The organism is Pseudomonas sp. JZ134 (assembly GCF_051027695.1).
In the GTDB taxonomy this organism is placed as follows: Bacteria; Pseudomonadota; Gammaproteobacteria; order Pseudomonadales; family Pseudomonadaceae; genus Chryseomonas; species Chryseomonas luteola.
The window spans coordinates 1,992,527-2,007,784 of record NZ_CP069250.1 but is presented as its reverse complement, the minus strand read 5'-3'; the positions used below and the strand labels follow the sequence as shown (position 1 = coordinate 2,007,784).

Here is a 15,258-nt window from a genome sequence, read left to right as displayed (position 1 = left end):
GTCATGATTGAAGTACGTAACCTGACCAAGTCATTCAATGGCCAGCCGGTGCTCAAGGGGATCAATCTGGATGTAGCAGCGGGCGAAGTCGTTGCCATTATTGGCCCCAGTGGCTCCGGCAAGACTACCCTGCTTCGTTGCCTGAATCTTCTTGAAACGCCCGATAAAGGCCGTATCCGCGTTGCGGATATCTCTATTGATGCAAGTCAGAACCTGAACTCGCAGCAGAGCCAGATTCGGGCGCTCCGCCAACGCGCCGGCTTCGTATTTCAAAGTTTTAACCTTTTTCCTCATCGTACGGCTCTGGAAAACGTGATCGAAGGGCCGATTGTGGTCAAACGGGAGGCCAGGGAATCCGCCGAAGCCCGGGGCCGGGCATTACTGGCGAAGGTAGGCCTGGCGGGCAAGGAAGATGCGTATCCCAGACGGCTATCCGGCGGACAGCAGCAGCGCGTTGCCATTGCCCGTGCGCTGGCGATGCAGCCCGACGTTATTCTCTTCGATGAGCCCACGTCAGCCCTTGATCCTGAGCTGGTCGGTGAGGTGCTGACGGTCATTCGTGACTTGGCCAATGAGCAGCGGACCATGGTGATCGTGACGCATGAGATGAGCTTTGCCCGTGACGTGGCGCATCGCGTGCTGTTTGTCGATCAGGGCGTTATCGTTGAACAAGGAGAAGCTAAGGCGCTGTTTGCCAATCCCCAGGAAGAACGGACGCAACGGTTCTTGAGCAAGTTCAGAAGCCATGAAGGTTAGATACTAACCTCCATGGCCTGTTGGTCACTGCTTGTCGGGCCACCTCGGTTAACAGCTGGAGCAGCTTATTAACCGAGGTGGCCCGAGATCTCCTGCCGCTGTTCCGAGCCAATCAGTGCTTTTAAACGATAAACATATTTAATTCATGACTATATCGCTTTCGATGCTTGTAACGGCTTGTAATCGAGAATGCAAAGAATACGCATAATCAAACAGTCGCTTTCTTGTTAATCCGCATGCATGATTTGCGGCCTTTTCAGCTGGCTGAGCCCGTTCGCTATGAATTTACGTTTTTGCCTCATTGCCATGACGGCCCTGGCAGTTATTGGCGATAACATGCTCATTCCGTTTTATCCGCAATACTTTGCTAGCCGTTTTGAAGATCCTCGTCCCGAGCAGGTCGGTGCCTACCTGGCTGCTATTTGCGTTGTTGTCATGTTTGCCTTTCCTCTTTGGGCCAAGCTGGCCAAGCGCGTGCATCCTATCCGGATCCTGATCTGGACACAGTTGGCTGCGGGGCTGCTCAGCGTATGCTGCTATACCATCGACTCCCTGCCCTTGTTCTGGGTTGTCTCACTAGGCATGGTGGTCTTCAAGGGCAGCTATCTCTTGATGTATCCCTATGTGATGAGTCTGGAAGCCAAGGAAAGCCACACGCGAACCATTGGCACATTGTCGGTTGTGGTGCATTTCGGAGCCATCTTTGGCGCCGCTGTGGGCGGGCTGGTTCTCCAGGCGCTGGAAATGGGCGAAGTGTTCCTGATCATGGCGCTGGGCGACTTCATTCAGATGGCGATCTGTATGCGTCTGATGCGAGACAAACCTCCCGCTTCGGGAGAAGCTCCAGCCTCCAGCGAAACCCCGGAACAGTCTGCAACCGAAGTGCCTATCGCCAAACCAGGTAGCCACCTGATCATTTACAAGCTCTGTCTGATCATGTTGCTGTTCTACTTCAGTGCCTATGTCATTCGACCGTTCTTCTCGGTTTACTGGCAAGAGGTTTCCGCTCTGGAAAATGAGCTCGTCACCGGCTTCGTCTATTCGCTGCCAGGCGCTGTGGCGCTGGTCGCACTCTGGTGGAGCAAGCGAGCCAGCCAACAAGGCCATGCCTGGGAAGGTATCCTGTCCGCCCTGCTGCTTGGCGTCTGCGGTATTTTCATTCAGGGCGTTGAAAACGAAGTGGCCATCCTAGGAGGTCGTTTGCTGTTCGGCTGGGCCTTGTATCAGGTCACGGTGCGCCTGGATGCGCTCATGTTCGAGATGAGCAAGCCCGAGGCGTATGCTGTGGACTTCAGCAAGGTCAATTTTTTCCAGAGCCTGGGTGTCATGTGTTCATCCTATGGCGCTGGGCTTCTCGTCAGTCATTTCACGCTTTCTACGCCGTTCTGGGTAGGCGCCGCCGGCCTGCTGCTCACGGCGGTTCTCTTTCCGCTACTGGTTAAAGCGCCCAACAAGGCTACAACAGCAGTCAAGGCGTAAATGGTTGAGGCGGTGGCAACCCTCTGCTACCGCTCACCCTGTTCCGCTCATCGCAATCTAGCGAAATGTGACACCTGGATTGCTAATGATAATTTGATGCATTTGTATTTAAGTGTTTAAATCGGCATTTCCGAGCATGTCCTCCCGAACGGCCGAACCAGACGTTCGGGAGATGACATCCAACCTCGTTCTGGGTCCGACGTATGACGATTCAGGTAAAGACCGATCTTACCCGCCTGCTGGATCTTTCCGCCCTTTCCTATTTAGGGCTCAAGGGAACGATAGGCCCTGCAGGCCCGGATGACCTCGCCTGCGGCAGTGCCGAAAACCCTGTGCGCATTGCAGCGCTTTATGACCATTGGCAGCAGGCCCATCCGGAGGCCGGCCCCCATTACTGGTCAGCGCGTAGCTGGACGCTCATGGTCTGGCAGCCGATCTACCTGACGATTCTGGGTGTCCACCTCGGTCGATGTGTTCCTTCTCTCGATCAGTTTGCCCAGCGCGTGCACCACGGGTTCGTGGCAGGGTTTTACCTGCATGATCATTGTCCCTATATCGCCGACCAGGACACATTGATTCGTGTCGCCGCCAAGCAATTACAGAACCTTTGCGAGCGGCAGCTGGAAGAGGCAGGAACGGTTTTCAAGCTCAACCCGAAAATGGCCCGTCGGCTGGCGGCAGACTGCGTGCTGGCAGCCCTTCTCTATGTGCAGAACAACCTGCGCGAAACGCTATGCAACACCCGTATGCGTGTGCTGGAAGGTATGTGGCTCGAAGCGCTGGGCCTGAAGGACAACAGCGAGCTGATCTGCATTGCGCTTGACGACGGACAAGAGCGGCTGGCGCTTGGACGCAAGGTCTGCTGCCAACACTTCCGCCGCGCAGATGGCGAATTATGCAGCACCTGCCCCAAGCTCAAGCAGGAAGAGCGCATTGCCCGTTTACGACAGGAGTTAACCCTTGAAGCTGCAACTCACTGATATCCGCGTCAACCGCGGCGGACGACTCATTCTGAGTCTGGACCAGCTGCGGCTTGCCGGAAATGAGCTGACAGTCATCCTAGGGCATAACGGTTCCGGCAAGTCGACATTGATGAACCTGCTGGCGCGTCAGACCGTGCCCGACAGTGGCAGGATCGAGCTGGACGACCAGCCCATCGCACGGTTGAGCCAGCGGGAATTTGCGCGGCTGATTGCCTTTCTGCCTCAGCGGTTGCCGGAAGTCGCCGGGCTTACAGTACGTGAACTGGTGCGCCTGGGCCGTTTTCCCTGGCGCGGTCTGTTAGGCCGCTGGCAGCGTGAAGATCTGACGATCATCGAGCGAGCCATGCAACAAACCGATGTGGCACATTATGCCGATCACCTGACCGACACCCTTTCCGGCGGCGAACGGCAACGGGCCTGGATTGCGATGCTGCTAGCCCAAGAATCGCCACTGATTCTGCTAGATGAACCCACATCGGCCCTGGACCTCTCCCATCAGTATGAGCTGATGGGCCTTTTACATGAGCTGAACCAGAAGACCGGCCGCGGAATTGTCGTCATTCTGCACGACATCAATCTGGCTACACGTTATGCCGACCGTATCGTTGCCCTCAAGCAGGGTCGGCTGTTCTTTGACGGGACGCCACAGGCCTTGTTGTCCAGTCGTTTGCTATCCGAGCTGTACGAGATCGATATTCAACTCATTGAGCAGCCTGCGGCGCAGCGCAAGATTGCGGTTGTTGCCTGAAGATGCACGTTACTCGCACCGGGACGGGCGCCCCGTCCAGAACCATGTTATCTACTGCACCAGGTCTTCTGCGTTATCCGCTCACGCTACTGTCATTGCTTCTGGTATTGCTCGTACACCTGCAGATTGCTTCACCGCTGTCGTTAGGTCAGCAGTGGCATGCCTTGTTCGATGCCTCCAGCCAAGACTTCACGCTGCTGCAATTTCGTGACTCTGCGCTTCCACGGGTTGTTATGGGTCTTCTGGTTGGGGCAGCGTTGGGCTTATCAGGCAGTCTTCTTCAGCAATTGACGCAAAATCGTCTGGTTTCACCCATGACTATCGGGTCGGCCTCAGGGGCATGGTTAGGACTGGTTTGTGCCACGCTGATTGCACCGACCCTGGCTGCCGATCATGGTGAATGGGCCGCGCTACTGGGCGCAATGGCTGCAGTAGGCATTGTCCTGTTGATTGCAGGGCGATCTGGTATTGCTGGTCTTCCAATCGTTTTGGCCGGTATGGCCATGAATCTTCTTCTAGGAGCGCTGGCCTCGGGGCTCGTATTGCTCAACGATCAGTACGCCCGGAATCTTTTCCTCTGGGGGGCTGGCGATCTGGCGCAAATGGACTGGCAATGGGTCATCTGGCTGCTGCCCAAGCTGGCGGTCGGTCTGCTTGTCCTGGCCTTTGCTCAGCGACCGTTGACCCTGCTGCGCCTGGGCAGTGAAGGTGCACAAGCACGCGGCATGAGTTTATGGCCGGTTATGCTGATGCTGTTTCTCGCCTCACTGTGGCTCACATCCGTTTCCATTACCGCGGTCGGCCTGATTGGATTCATTGGTCTGCTCACACCTAATCTTGCGCGGTTGTTCGGCGCTCGTACCGCCTTTGATGAACTGCTATACAGCACGCTGCTGGGAGCTGTTCTACTGCTGACAACCGATGCACTGGCTGTGCTCGCCAGTCAATGGACGATCAACCTGATTCCCAGCGGAGCCGCGGCCGCATTGATAGGTGCACCGGCACTCTTATGGCTTTCGCGCCGCAAAATGTCGGCAGAAGATCAGCGCGGACTGACGCTCCCAGGCAATAGCGACCGGAGAATCACCACATCAGGCTGGGTACTTATTCTGGGCATTGCCCTGGCGATTGCATTACTGACCCTATGCCTGGCGCCGGGCGCCCAAGGCTGGCAACTGAACTGGCCCTCCTCCCTCGTCTGGTCCTTTCGCTGGCCGCGGACGCTAACGGCCGCCTCGGCAGGATTCGGACTGGCGATTGCAGGTGCCATTCTTCAACGTCTGCTGCGCAACCCCTTGGCGAGTCCGGACATTCTTGGCCTTTCCGCCGGGGCAACGCTTGCCCTTCTCATAAGTGCGTTTGTCATGGGTGGGACTATCCAGACTGCAGGCGGGCCATTGGCGGCTTTTGCCGGGAGCATGCTGGTCTTGGCTGTGCTGCTTCTGTTTGGTCGCCGGCACCAATATGCACCGGGCATGTTGGCATTGGTAGGTATCTCCCTGATGGCATTGCTGGACGCCATCCTTCAATTTGCCCTGGCCAAGGGGACAGCAGACTCCTTCGCCATCATGGGCTGGTTGGCGGGTTCGACCTACCGGGTTTCGGCCAGCCAGTCTGTCGGACTTTGTGTAGGCGTTCTGCTTATCGGAGGGGTCAGTCTACTGTTCCATCGAGGCCTGTCGCTGATTTCGATAGGTGACGGCGTTGCCCTTGGTCGCGGCCTGAATCTGACGCGCCTACGTATCGTGCTACTGGTTCTGGTTTCGCTGATGTGTGCGCTCGTGACCAGCGTAATGGGGCCGGTCGCCTTTCTGGGCCTGCTGGCACCGCATATTGCAGCCATCCTGGGTGCCAGGAAAGTCCTGCCTCAACTCTTGCTCGCCGCCACGCTGGGTAGCGTCTTGATGCTTGTTGCCGATTGGATAGGCCGTGTCATGATCTATCCGCTTCAGATGCCGGTAGGCATCGTGGCGTCCGTTCTGTGTGGAGTCTATTTCATTATTCTGTTAGCCAGACAGCGAGGCGCGTAGGGTTGCTCAAGCATAAAATCAGTCCCAGCCTGCTCCGTTGGGTCCTAACCGGACTCTTGATGATCGGCTCTGCACTCGCTCACGCAGCCAAAACACCGCAGCGGGTAGTTGCGCTCACCTGGGAAGCGGCTGAACACTTGGTCGAAATGGGGATCACGCCCTTGGCAGTAGCGGACGCCGATGACTACAAGGTGTGGGTCGTGCGCCCTACTTTGCCGTCATCGGTTCTCAATGCCGGAAGCCGTGTCGAGCCCAATCTTGAGCTCTTGGCCGAACTCAAGCCAGACCTGATCATCTCCAGCCCGGCTCTTGAAGATCTACGTGGCAAGCTTGAGCGGATCGCCCCGGTAGAGTCATTCGACAGCTATCGACAGGATCACAACAATTACGAAACCGCACGGCAAAATTATCTGACACTGGCCAGGCAGTTTAATCGCCTCGATCAGGCACAGCAGCGCTTGGCGGAAATGGATCGCCATATTGCTGAACTACGGCAGCGGCTGCTTGAGCACTTCAATGGCGAACCTCCGAAAGTCACAATGATTCGCTTTTCTACGCCGGCGGTGGCTTATGTGTATGGCGACAATTCCATGCCTCAATATGCCATGAACCTACTGCATCTTCAGCCTGCCTACCCTTTACCCGCTACCGCCTGGGGTATTACACAGAAACCTATCAGTGACTTGGGAAAGATATGTGAAGGCGCTGTGCTCCATATCGAGCCGTTCTCCCAAGAGGACAAACTCTTTCCTACCCGCCTCTGGCAGGCGATGCCCTTCGTGCAAGCACGACGATTCGCTACGGTCCGCTCAACCTGGACCTATGGTGGTGTTTTCTCGGTGGAATATCTGGCTGAGTCGCTTGTAGACGCGCTCCTGACCTTACAGCCTGAGTAACGAGCTTTCTGCCCTTAAGCTCGCTCTAAGCTTATAGCTAGAAAGTATTTATAACTCTTTTTAAATTCCTTTAACGTCTATTTACCGGATCACCGGACCTGCACTGACTTTTCATCTGTCGGTCCGGCTCCGCTGTGGATCTGGCCGGCATTGCTCATTGCGAGGCCGTATGCTCAAGCCAGATACCCTTCTTGATAACGATCAGGATGTAGCTCCACCCGTCTACCCTGCCCGTATTCTCACTACCGACGCCGAAGCCATTGCTGCTGCTCATGAGCTAGCCCGTTTCGCTGCGCAAGAAGCATCGCTGCGTGACCAGGAGCGCAAACTTCCCTGGGCCGAAATCGAGCGTTTTACTACCAGCGGTCTGGGCAGCGTATTCGTTCCCAGAGCCTTTGGAGGCCCTCAGGTTTCCTTTGTGACGATCGCTGAAATCTTCAAGATCATTGCCAAGGCTGATCCAGCACTGGCTCAAATTCCCCAGAATCATTTCAGTATTCTCAATGTCATTCGAAGCGTAGCGTCCGCCGAGCAACAGCAGCGTCTATTCGAAAGCGTGTTGGCTGGCTGGAGAATAGGCAATGCAGGCCCCGAGCGCGGCAGCAAACATACATTGGACCTGAAAGCGCGCCTGACACCCGAAGGTGATCACTTCCGCTTGAACGGCGAAAAGTTTTATTCGACAGGTGCCCTGTTTGCCCATTGGGTAACCGTCAAGGCATTGGATGACACCGGACGACAAGTCATGGCGTTCGTCCGGCGCGGAACGCCGGGGCTTCGAATCATTGATGACTGGTCCGGCTTTGGACAGCGCACCACAGCAAGCGGAACAGTCATTCTCAATAATGTTCGTCTCTTTGCAGAAGACATTATTCCGAGCGGATTGCTAAGCACTAAGCCCTCTTTGCAAGGCGCTTATGCTCAATTGATCCATGCGGCCATCGATGCAGGCATAGCCTTGTCTGCTTTGGGTGATCTCAGGTGGTTTGTTGTTGGTAAAACTAGATCCTGGCCTGAGGCTGGTATTACTGAAGCACGAAATGAGCCTTATCTGATTGCAGAGGTTGGACGGCTAGAAGTTGAACTACATGCAGCTGAGGCGCTACTGCAAAAGGCAGCCGAAGTGCTTGATTCTTTTAAAGACCAGCCGGTTGATGAATTGCAGGCTGCTCAAGCCTCGATCGCAGTAGCCCAGGCCAAGGTACTGACCTCTGAGATTGCGCTAGCCGCAAGTGAAAAATTCTTCGAGCTGGCTGGCAGCCGAGCCACGCTAGCTGAGTTCAACCTTGACCGACATTGGCGCAACGCACGGACGCATACCCTTCATGACCCTGTGCGCTGGAAAGTACATGCCATTGGCAATTATCACTTGAATGGCATATCCCCTGCCCGCCACGCCTGGATCTGAGCCATGAATACACCTGTATTGCACGGTATTGCCGACCGGATCGAAAGTGATGAACAGGCATTAAGGATTGCTACCGAGCTGGCCACCCTTTTCAAGCAAGACGCCGCTCAGCGGGATCAACATCGGACGCTGCCGTGGAGTGAATTGGAGCAGTTCTCCCAGTCCGGGCTCTGGGCCATTACAGTACCCAAAGCACTGGGAGGTGCTGAAGTCTCCAGCGTAACGCTCGCCAAGGTCATCGCTATTATTGCAGCGGCGGATGGCTCCCTGGGTCAGATACCACAAAATCACTACTACGCGCTGGAAGTATTGCGCGTAAATGGCAGTACTGAGCAGCAGCGCAAGCTGTATACCGAGGTGCTGGCAGGTGCCCGCTACGGCAATGCACTGGCCGAGATTGGCACCAAGACGGTACTGGACCGCACTACCCGTCTCATATCTGACGGGGACGGTTTCAAGGTCAACGGGCGCAAGTTCTATGCAACCGGGGCACTGTATGCTCAGCGCATCCCCACCTCGGTTGTGGATGACGAAGACAAGCAGCGGCTGGCCTTTATCCCGCGCACCCGTGAGGGCGTAACCGTCATTGATGACTGGTCTGGCTTTGGGCAGCGGACCACGGGCAGCGGCTCGGTCGTGCTCGAAAATGTCGCGGTGACGGCTGATGAGGTCGTACCTTTTCAAACAGCATTTGAGCGTCCTACTACGGTAGGCCCTTTCGCCCAGCTGTTACACGCAGCGATCGATACAGGTATTGCGCGAGGTGCTTATGAGCATGCCCTTCTCTTTGTCCGTGAACAGGCGCGTCCCTGGCCCGATTCCGGTGTTGAACATGCCTATGAAGACCCCCTGACGATCAGTGACATAGGCCGGCTGGCCATACGTGTCGCCGCCGCGGAGGCCTTGCTTGAGCGCGCTGGAGAGGCACTCGACAAGGCGCAGCAAGATCCGACCGCAGACGCCGTAGCTGCCGCCTCCATTGCGATCGCTGAGGCGCGTGCGTTGAGTACAGAGGCCTCTCTACTGGCTGGCAATAAACTCATTGAATTGGGTGGTGCCAGGGCCAGTCTGGCAGAGCATGGCCTTGATCGTTACTGGCGTAACGCACGTGTGCATACCCTGCATGACCCCGTGCGCTGGAAATATCACGCCATTGGCAACTACTACCTGAACGATACCCTGCCGCCCCGACGCAGCTACCTCTGAGGTTGTCATGGCAAAGAAGCAGATTCGGCTAAACGCCTTCAACATGAATTGTGTCGGACATATCAACCATGGGCTCTGGACGCATCCACGGGATGCGTCTACCCAGTACAAGACGCTGAGCTATTGGACTGAGCTGGCTAAGCTGCTGGAGCGCGGTCTATTCGACGCTTTATTCCTTGCTGACATCGTAGGGGTCTACGACGTGTACGGTGGCGGTATCGACCTCACGGCAAGGGAGTCCATCCAGCTTCCGGTTAACGACCCTCTCCTTCTCGTCTCTGCCATGGCATCCCATACCACGCATCTTGGGTTTGGTGTGACTGCAAATCTCACCTATGAACATCCCTACCTGCTGGCTCGACAATTCTCAACACTGGATCACCTAACGGGCGGCCGCATCGGCTGGAACATTGTGACGGGCTATTTGGATAGCGCAGCCAAGGCGATGGGGCTTACCGCTCAGCATGAGCACGATCGTCGCTACGATCGGGCTGATGAATATCTAAGCGTGCTTTACCAACTGTGGGAAGGCAGCTGGGAAGATGATGCTGTCATCGCTGACCGCCTGGGCCGTGTCTACGCACGACCGGATAAGGTGCACAAGGTTAGACACCACGGAGCGTTCTACGACGTTGAAGGTTATCACCTGAGCGAACCCTCTCCACAGCGCACACCTCTGCTTTACCAGGCGGGTTCTTCCGAACGCGGCGTTAATTTCGCCGGACAACATGCGGAATGCGTTTTCATTGGTGGCCAGAATATTCAGGCGGTCCGGCATCAGGTTGACCGAACACGTGCCAGCGCAGTAGCCGCCGGGCGTACGCCGGACGCCATCAAAGTCTTTATGGGGTTGAGCGTGATCGTTGCGCCGACTGAAGCTGAGGCCCGGGAAAAGCATGCGGACTATCTACGCTACGCCAATCCAGAAGCAGGCCTTGCTCACTTTTCCAGCTCGACGGGTATCGACTTCGCAGGCTATGGGCTTGATGAGCCTATCCGTTATCAAAAGACCAATGCCATCGATTCGGTCGTCAAGGCGTTTACCGCCAAGGACAGTGATTGGACCAAGCGCAGGCTCCTTGAGCAGCACGCTCTGGGTAGCCGATACCCACTCATTGTTGGTTCGCCAAGCCAAGTGGCGGATGCACTGGAGCAATGGATCGACGAAACCGGGCTGGATGGATTCAACCTGACACGCATCGTTACACCGGAAAGCTATACGGATTTTATCGACTTAGTAATTCCAGAGTTGCAGGCACGGGGTCGCTACAAGACAGCCTACGAGCCAGGCACCCTGCGTGAAAAGCTGTTCGCCCAAGGTGCTCGGTTACCACCAGACCATGCCGGTACACATTGGCGAAACCTGACACATCAGGCCAGCCAAACGGCTAGACGAACTGCAATTTGATCTCAACGACTACTGGAACGCTTCCAGCCTCGCCTCCCATGACCTTGAACAGGATGACCGATATGCTGCACCGATTGAACCCAGGCCGTGGCTGGATAAAGACCTTCGCCCTTGCAGCACTGCTAGGCGCTGCAGGCATGAGCTACGCGGCCGACTCTAATGAGCCACTGAAACTCGGCACGACAGCAGCCTTTGCCCCTCCACTGGAAGCAGCTGTGGCTGAAGCGGAAAAGCAGGGGTTGAAGGTGGAGCTGGTCGAGTTTACCGACTGGATTGCCCCTAATGTCAGCTTGGCTAACGGGGACATTGACGTGAACTACTTCCAGCACATTCCGTTTCTGGAAAATGCACGAAAGGAGGGCGGTTATAACCTGATTCCCTATGCCCCCGGCATCATCAACAACGTAGGCCTCTATTCGAAAGAGTATAAACGCTTCGAAGACCTGCCGGACGGCGCCCGTGTGGCAATTGCCAATGACCCTGTCAATGGAGGACGTGGCTTACAACTACTGGAAAAAGCGGGCCTGATCACCTTGAAGCCCGGCGTGGGATACAAGGCGACTCAAGCCGACATCCTGACCAATTCCAAGCATATACAGATCATCGAGCTGGAAGCCGTTCAACTGGTGCGCGCCTATGATGATGTCGATCTGGTCCAGGGCTACCCGGCCTACATCCGTCTGGCCAATACCTTCGACCCCTACTCAGCTCTGCTTTTTGACGGGCTTGATCATCCTGAATACGTCATCCAGTTCGTCATTCGGCCTGACCGGCAGAACGACGAACGTCTACGCAAGTTCGTCGATATCTACCAGCACTCTCCGGCTGTGCGTGCAGCATTGGATAAGGCACATGGAACCCTTTACCAAACCGGCTGGAGGAGCTGATTCATGACGGGATCGATTACACCTATTCGGCAGGCTCGAAGCACTCATGAAGCAGAGGCGGACCAATCCTCTCATGCACTACCCTACCCCCTTACCTCTACCGCACTGGAACGCGCCGAGACCCATATCCGCTTTCAGGATATTGGTAAAACCTATAACGGTGAGCAAGGGCCGGTGCGTGCGCTGCATGGTATAGATCTGGCTGTGTGCAGGGGTGAGATATTCGGCATCATCGGGCGCAGTGGTGCGGGCAAGTCTTCCCTGTTACGGACAATCAACCGGCTCGAGCAGCCAAGCGAAGGACAGGTTCTGATCGGCGGCGAAGATATCGGTCGCTATGGCACAAGCGAGCTGGTTGCCTTGCGTCGGCGCATCGGCATGATCTTTCAGCACTTTAATCTGCTTTCCGCCAAAACCGTGCGGCAGAATGTGGAATTGCCCCTTAAAGTGGCCGGCGTACCGCGGCAGGAGCGGCAGCAGAAAGTCGACTCACTCCTCAAGCTGGTAGGTCTGGACAACAAGCATGATGCCTATCCTGCGCAACTGTCCGGCGGCCAGAAGCAACGCGTCGGCATTGCCCGAGCGCTTGTTCATGATCCTGATATCCTGCTATGCGACGAAGCGACTTCAGCACTGGACCCTGAAACAACACAGGCCATTCTGGCACTGCTACGCGATATCAATCGGTCGCTGGGGCTGACCATTGTGTTGATCACCCATGAAATGGAGGTGATTCGCGAGATCTGTGATCGTGTCGTCGTGCTTGAGTGTGGTGAAGTCGTCGAACAAGGCCCCGTATGGAGAGTCTTTGGTGATCCCCACCATGACGTGACCCGCACCCTGCTCTCTCCGTTGCAGCAAACGCTATCAGATGATCTTAAAGCGCGTCTGCAGACACAGCCATTACGCCAAAACGATGCCCTCCTGCTTGAACTGCGCCTGAGTGGCTCAAGAAGCCGTGAGCCCGACCTGGGATCACTCTTCAACGCGTTGGGTGGACAGCTCACGCTTATCAGATCGAGCATCCAACGACTTCAAGGGCGCACGGTAGGCCATCTGCTGGTCTCGATCAGGCGCTCTCCCCACGCTCAGGAAGAGCTGATCAAGCGGGCTCGGCATATTTTCGACGATGTGGAGGTATTGGGTTATGTCGCTGCTGATTGATCGTCTATGGCAAGGGCTACTGGATACCCTGCTAATGGTAGGCGTCTCTTCCCTGATCGCACTGATTGCCGGTATTCCACTGGCTGTATTTTTGGTTACCAGTGGTAAAGGTGGAATGTTCGAGGCTGTCCGCCTGAACACGCTGATTGGGAGTGTCGTCAATCTCTTCCGCTCCATTCCCTTTCTGATCCTGATGGTGGCTCTTATTCCGTTCACCCGCCTGATTGTAGGCACCACTTACGGTGTATGGGCCGCCGTCGTACCGTTGGCGATCGCAGCAACGCCCTTCTTCGCCCGTATCGCTGAAGTGAGCCTGCGTGAGGTAGACCATGGCCTGATCGAGGCCGCCCAGGCTATGGGGTGCCGACGCCGACATATCGTCTGGCATGTTCTGCTACCTGAGGCCCTGCCGGGTATCGTGGGCGGATTCACCATTACGCTTGTTACGATGATCAATTCCTCTGCCATGGCGGGCGCCATTGGTGCGGGCGGTCTAGGGGACCTTGCTTATCGCTATGGTTACCAGCGTTTCGATGTATCGGTTATGTTGATTGTCATTACAGGGCTGGTATTACTTGTCACATTGATTCAATTTGGCGGGGATCGCTTGGCGAAGGCGTTAAACCATCGAGCATGAGCCGATAAAAAAGGCCAGTCGGGAGCCCGCTGGCCTTTTTTGCATTCGTATGAAGTTTAAAACAGTTCGATCTTGAGCCCTTCAGACTGCACTTCGTGTCCTCGACCTATCTCTTCGAGATGGCCTTTGTGCTGTGAGTGCGTCACATAGCTGTTCAGGTGCTTTTGCATCCGAGCATCGAGATCAGGTAGCTCCCCCGGCTGACAGGTTTCAGGTGAGGCAAGCCCGACACCATAGGCCTCCATAACATCGCTCAAGGTGTCCAGCATATGACTGCTCTGCTCCAGGCGCTGACGTAGCGGGTCCTGGAACTGCAAGCAGGACAGCACGTTTTGAAGGTCATTATTTACCTCGGAACTCAACCCCTTAACGCCGCTCACTACAGTTGTCATGCAATCAGCTGCTTCCTGCAGATATTTGACCATCGAGCGCAACTCATTACCCACATGGTCCAACCCGCTCCTGGCTAGAAAATCCTCTTGGCGATTTTGGGCTGCTGTTGACTCTTCTTCAAAGCGCGAGGCCAGATTTTGGATGGTTGAAGAGATTGAATTAGCAGCTTCTGCCGTACGGGCAGAAAGATTACGTACTTCGGTGGCCACTACAGCAAATCCACGTCCAGAGTCCCCTGCCCTTGCAGCCTCGATGGCAGCATTAAGCGCGAGCAGGTTGGTCTGTTTGGCAATATCGCTGATGAGTGCAATCAACGGTCCCGTCGCCTTGACCTCTTCATATAGTCGGCGCATACGCTCGATATCGCTGCTCAGGCTTTCTTTGCGCTCCTTCTCAAATGAAGACAGCGTAGCCAATGTCTTTTCGTTGCGTAGCTGATGGCTGTCCGCCTCGCAAGATAATTGCTTAGCAGAGCTACAGCCTTCATTCACTGTTTCGGATAGCTTCTGACCCGTGAGGTGAATATTGTTCAAGCGCTCAATGGCGCTTAGCACGTTGCGCTCGGTCTCATCACTCACCTCTTTCAGGTTACGCTGCACGATGCGGCTCAGGCCAGGTACGGCATTTGCCGTAGCAACCGTCTTGTCGAACAGTGCCGCGTGTGTGCTTCGCTCTTCCAGTCGCTCAGAAACATGGACAGAGGTCTGGGACAACTTCCACGTCATCAATAACAATGGAATGGAGAAAAACACGGCGATGCCCATGCAGGCCAGCGTTGACTGTTGCGCCAGCCAAGCCGACCAGACCGGCGAGCTGAGACCCAGCGCCACGATGGTCAGCAGCAATCCGGCTTTGAGGTAGGCTTGGTTATTCATCTCAGCTCCTTAGGCACCCGGCAGGACTTGCTTGATGACCTTGAGCAGGTCCGCTGCCCCGACAGGCTTCACTAGCCAGCCGGTGGCACCATTCTTTTTGGCCTCGTCACGCTTGCTTTGCTGGCTCTCGGTAGTGAGCGCCAGAATGGGAACAAAGCGCATTCCAGGTAACGCACGGGCCTTGCCGATCAGCTCAAGACCACCCATGTTGGGCATGTTGATATCGGTGATGATCAGATCCGGCTTGTAGCCGCCTTGCAGCTTGCTCATCGCCTGCACGCCATCATTGGCCGCCTCGACTTTAAAGCCGGACATTTCCAAGCTGCTGCGCAGACTCATCAGCATGGTCGCGGAGTCGTCGACGATCATGATGTTCTTGCTCATTTCA

At 55.7% G+C, this 15,258-nt stretch carries 14 protein-coding genes; 12 read left to right on the top strand and 2 right to left on the bottom strand.

The window, feature by feature from the left end; translation table 11 throughout:
* The first annotated feature begins 3 nt into the window (after positions 1-3).
* From tcyN to JQR86_RS09295, 12 genes are all read left to right on the top strand, one after another.
* Positions 4-756: an L-cystine ABC transporter ATP-binding protein TcyN gene (gene tcyN, locus JQR86_RS09350; protein WP_434154758.1), complete on the top strand. Its 753-nt coding sequence runs from the start codon at positions 4-6 to the stop codon at positions 754-756.
* A gap of 279 nt (positions 757-1,035) precedes the next feature.
* Positions 1,036-2,235 carry an MFS transporter gene (locus JQR86_RS09345; RefSeq protein ID WP_434154757.1) on the top strand — a complete coding sequence of 400 codons (1,200 nt, stop codon included), beginning with the start codon at positions 1,036-1,038 and terminating at the stop codon, positions 2,233-2,235.
* Positions 2,236-2,438: 203 nt separating this feature from the next.
* Positions 2,439-3,215, top strand: coding sequence for a siderophore ferric iron reductase (locus JQR86_RS09340; RefSeq protein ID WP_150347372.1), 777 nt, complete (start codon positions 2,439-2,441; stop codon positions 3,213-3,215).
* On the top strand, positions 3,196-3,966 hold the full coding sequence (locus tag JQR86_RS09335) for an ABC transporter ATP-binding protein (protein ID WP_244322578.1): 771 nt from the start codon (positions 3,196-3,198) through the stop codon (positions 3,964-3,966). The genes JQR86_RS09340 and JQR86_RS09335 overlap by 20 nt, the downstream gene beginning before the upstream one ends.
* Positions 3,967-4,010: 44 nt before the next feature.
* A complete protein-coding gene (fhuB, locus tag JQR86_RS09330; protein ID WP_434154756.1) occupies positions 4,011-5,996 on the top strand; it encodes a Fe(3+)-hydroxamate ABC transporter permease FhuB in 1,986 nt (661 codons plus the stop codon).
* A gap of 59 nt (positions 5,997-6,055) precedes the next feature.
* Positions 6,056-6,892: an ABC transporter substrate-binding protein gene (locus tag JQR86_RS09325; RefSeq protein ID WP_434154755.1), complete on the top strand. Its 837-nt coding sequence runs from the start codon at positions 6,056-6,058 to the stop codon at positions 6,890-6,892.
* Positions 6,893-7,061: 169 nt separating this feature from the next.
* Positions 7,062-8,300, top strand: a complete 1,239-nt coding sequence (locus JQR86_RS09320; protein ID WP_434154754.1) for an SfnB family sulfur acquisition oxidoreductase — start codon at positions 7,062-7,064, stop codon at positions 8,298-8,300.
* A 3-nt stretch (positions 8,301-8,303) separates the two neighbouring features.
* Positions 8,304-9,506, top strand: a complete 1,203-nt coding sequence (locus JQR86_RS09315; protein ID WP_434154753.1) for an SfnB family sulfur acquisition oxidoreductase — start codon at positions 8,304-8,306, stop codon at positions 9,504-9,506.
* Positions 9,507-9,513: 7 nt separating this feature from the next.
* Positions 9,514-10,914, top strand: a complete 1,401-nt coding sequence (locus JQR86_RS09310; RefSeq protein WP_407361829.1) for an LLM class flavin-dependent oxidoreductase — start codon at positions 9,514-9,516, stop codon at positions 10,912-10,914.
* 62 nt (positions 10,915-10,976) lie between these two features.
* Positions 10,977-11,801 carry a MetQ/NlpA family ABC transporter substrate-binding protein gene (locus tag JQR86_RS09305; RefSeq protein ID WP_407361830.1) on the top strand — a complete coding sequence of 275 codons (825 nt, stop codon included), beginning with the start codon at positions 10,977-10,979 and terminating at the stop codon, positions 11,799-11,801.
* Positions 11,802-11,804: 3 nt separating this feature from the next.
* Entirely contained in the window at positions 11,805-12,965 is a 1,161-nt protein-coding gene (locus JQR86_RS09300; protein ID WP_434154752.1) for a methionine ABC transporter ATP-binding protein, read from the top strand.
* Positions 12,949-13,602 (top strand): methionine ABC transporter permease, encoded by a 654-nt coding sequence (locus tag JQR86_RS09295; protein ID WP_407361831.1) that lies wholly within the window; start codon positions 12,949-12,951, stop codon positions 13,600-13,602. Before JQR86_RS09300 ends, JQR86_RS09295 begins: the two co-directional genes overlap by 17 nt.
* A 56-nt stretch (positions 13,603-13,658) precedes the next feature.
* On the opposite strand, the gene JQR86_RS09290 is transcribed toward JQR86_RS09295, so the two are convergent.
* Both JQR86_RS09290 and JQR86_RS09285 read right to left on the bottom strand, forming a co-directional pair.
* Complete coding sequence (locus JQR86_RS09290) at positions 13,659-14,720, bottom strand: methyl-accepting chemotaxis protein (RefSeq protein WP_404627616.1); 1,062 nt, start codon at positions 14,718-14,720, stop codon at positions 13,659-13,661.
* Between the two features lie 159 nt (positions 14,721-14,879).
* Positions 14,880-15,254: a response regulator gene (locus JQR86_RS09285; RefSeq protein ID WP_010798348.1), complete on the bottom strand. Its 375-nt coding sequence runs from the start codon at positions 15,252-15,254 to the stop codon at positions 14,880-14,882.
* Positions 15,255-15,258: the final 4 nt, after the last annotated feature.

Bases quoted from the DNA above. Each gene is read 5' to 3' on its own strand.
- JQR86_RS09315 (WP_434154753.1), top strand. From the start codon at position 8,304: ATGAATACACCTGTATTGCACGGTATTGCCGACCGGATCGAAAGTGAT.
- JQR86_RS09325 (WP_434154755.1), top strand. From the start codon at position 6,056: ATGATCGGCTCTGCACTCGCTCACGCAGCCAAAACACCGCAGCGGGTA.
- fhuB (WP_434154756.1), top strand. From the start codon at position 4,011: ATGTTATCTACTGCACCAGGTCTTCTGCGTTATCCGCTCACGCTACTG.
- JQR86_RS09345 (WP_434154757.1), top strand. From the start codon at position 1,036: ATGAATTTACGTTTTTGCCTCATTGCCATGACGGCCCTGGCAGTTATT.
- JQR86_RS09310 (WP_407361829.1), top strand. From the start codon at position 9,514: ATGGCAAAGAAGCAGATTCGGCTAAACGCCTTCAACATGAATTGTGTC.
- JQR86_RS09285 (WP_010798348.1), bottom strand. From the start codon at position 15,254: ATGAGCAAGAACATCATGATCGTCGACGACTCCGCGACCATGCTGATG.
- JQR86_RS09295 (WP_407361831.1), top strand. From the start codon at position 12,949: ATGTCGCTGCTGATTGATCGTCTATGGCAAGGGCTACTGGATACCCTG.
- JQR86_RS09300 (WP_434154752.1), top strand. From the start codon at position 11,805: ATGACGGGATCGATTACACCTATTCGGCAGGCTCGAAGCACTCATGAA.
- JQR86_RS09290 (WP_404627616.1), bottom strand. From the start codon at position 14,720: ATGACGTGGAAGTTGTCCCAGACCTCTGTCCATGTTTCTGAGCGACTG.
- JQR86_RS09340 (WP_150347372.1), top strand. From the start codon at position 2,439: ATGACGATTCAGGTAAAGACCGATCTTACCCGCCTGCTGGATCTTTCC.
- JQR86_RS09305 (WP_407361830.1), top strand. From the start codon at position 10,977: ATGCTGCACCGATTGAACCCAGGCCGTGGCTGGATAAAGACCTTCGCC.
- tcyN (WP_434154758.1), top strand. From the start codon at position 4: ATGATTGAAGTACGTAACCTGACCAAGTCATTCAATGGCCAGCCGGTG.
- JQR86_RS09320 (WP_434154754.1), top strand. From the start codon at position 7,062: ATGCTCAAGCCAGATACCCTTCTTGATAACGATCAGGATGTAGCTCCA.